Below are 1,164 nucleotides of genomic sequence, written 5' to 3'. Positions count from 1 at the left end.
ATCCCTACGACTTCGGTTCGGCGCTTGATCTCGGCGTTGAGCCGTTCCAGCGGGTTGGTGCTGTGCAACTGTTGCCGGTGCGCCTTAGGGAACGCCATGTGGGCCAGCACTTCGTCCTCGCAGCCGTCCATGAGCACGGCGATCTTGGGGTACTTTTCCCGTAACTGATCCGCCACCAGGCGCCATTGCTGATGGCATTCGCTTCGGTTGTCTTGGGCGAAGACGGTGCGTAGCAACGCGGCCACCATGGTGCGCTGGCCCTTGCCGACATGGGCCATGGCGTTGCGCATGAAGTGTACCCGGCAGCGTTGCCAGGTCGCGTGGAAGACTTTGGAAACGGCAGCCTTGAGCCCTTCGTGGGCATCAGAGATCACCAGCTTTACACCGCGCAAGCCACGTCGCATCAGGCTTCGCAGGAAGTCCGTCCAGAACGGCTCAGCTTCCGAGGGACCGACGCGCATGCCGAGGATTTCCCGGCCACCATTGGTGTTCACCGCCACGGCGATTATGACGGCGACCGACACAATACGCCCGGCCTCCCGTACTTTGACGTAGGTGGCATCAATCCAGAGATAGGGCCAGTCACCTTCAAGCGGGCGATCCAGGAACGCGTTGACACGCTCGTCAATCTCGCCGGCCAGACGTGAGACCTGGCTCTTGGAGATACCGGTCATGCCCATGGCCTTGACCAACTCGTCTACGGAGCGAGTTGAAACACCCTGGATATAGGCTTCCTGAATCACTGCGGCCATGGCTTTCTCGGCGGTGCGCCGAGGTTCAAGGAAGCCTGGGAAATAGCTGCCTTGGCGCAGCTTGGGGATCTTCAGGTCGACGTCTCCGGCGCGGGTTTGCCACAGGCGATCCCGGTAGCCGTTGCGGCTGTTGACCCGGTCTGGGCTTTTGACGTCGAAGCCAGCGCCGCAGAGGCCTTCGACATCGAGCTCCATCATGCGCTGGGCAACGAACTGAATCATTTGCTTGAGCAGATCGGCGTCTGCCCCTTTCTCAACCAGCTCGGTCAATGCGATAGTGGACTTGGTCATCGTGGTTTTCCTGGTGTTCGTTAGGTCTTCGCAAACTCAACGTTAGCCAAAAACCACGATGACCAACCTCTTTCGCCCGCAGGGCGCCTTCGGTTGGTTCAGTTACACCACTTCCTGGGAC

At 60.0% G+C, this 1,164-nt stretch carries 1 protein-coding gene; it reads right to left on the bottom strand.

The genetic code is table 11. The features are described 5' to 3' along the window. Window positions 1-1,043: IS256 family transposase (locus M5B42_RS32040; RefSeq protein WP_248748062.1), on the bottom strand; the 1,043-nt coding region annotated here is incomplete at its 3' end. Window positions 1,044-1,164 lie beyond the last annotated feature (121 nt).

This window comes from Pseudomonas sp. MWU12-2037, assembly GCF_023242345.1.
GTDB classification, from domain to species: Bacteria; Pseudomonadota; Gammaproteobacteria; order Pseudomonadales; family Pseudomonadaceae; genus Aquipseudomonas; species Aquipseudomonas gingeri_D.
Note: the sequence above shows the minus strand (reverse complement) of the source record. Positions and strands in the feature narration are given on the sequence as shown.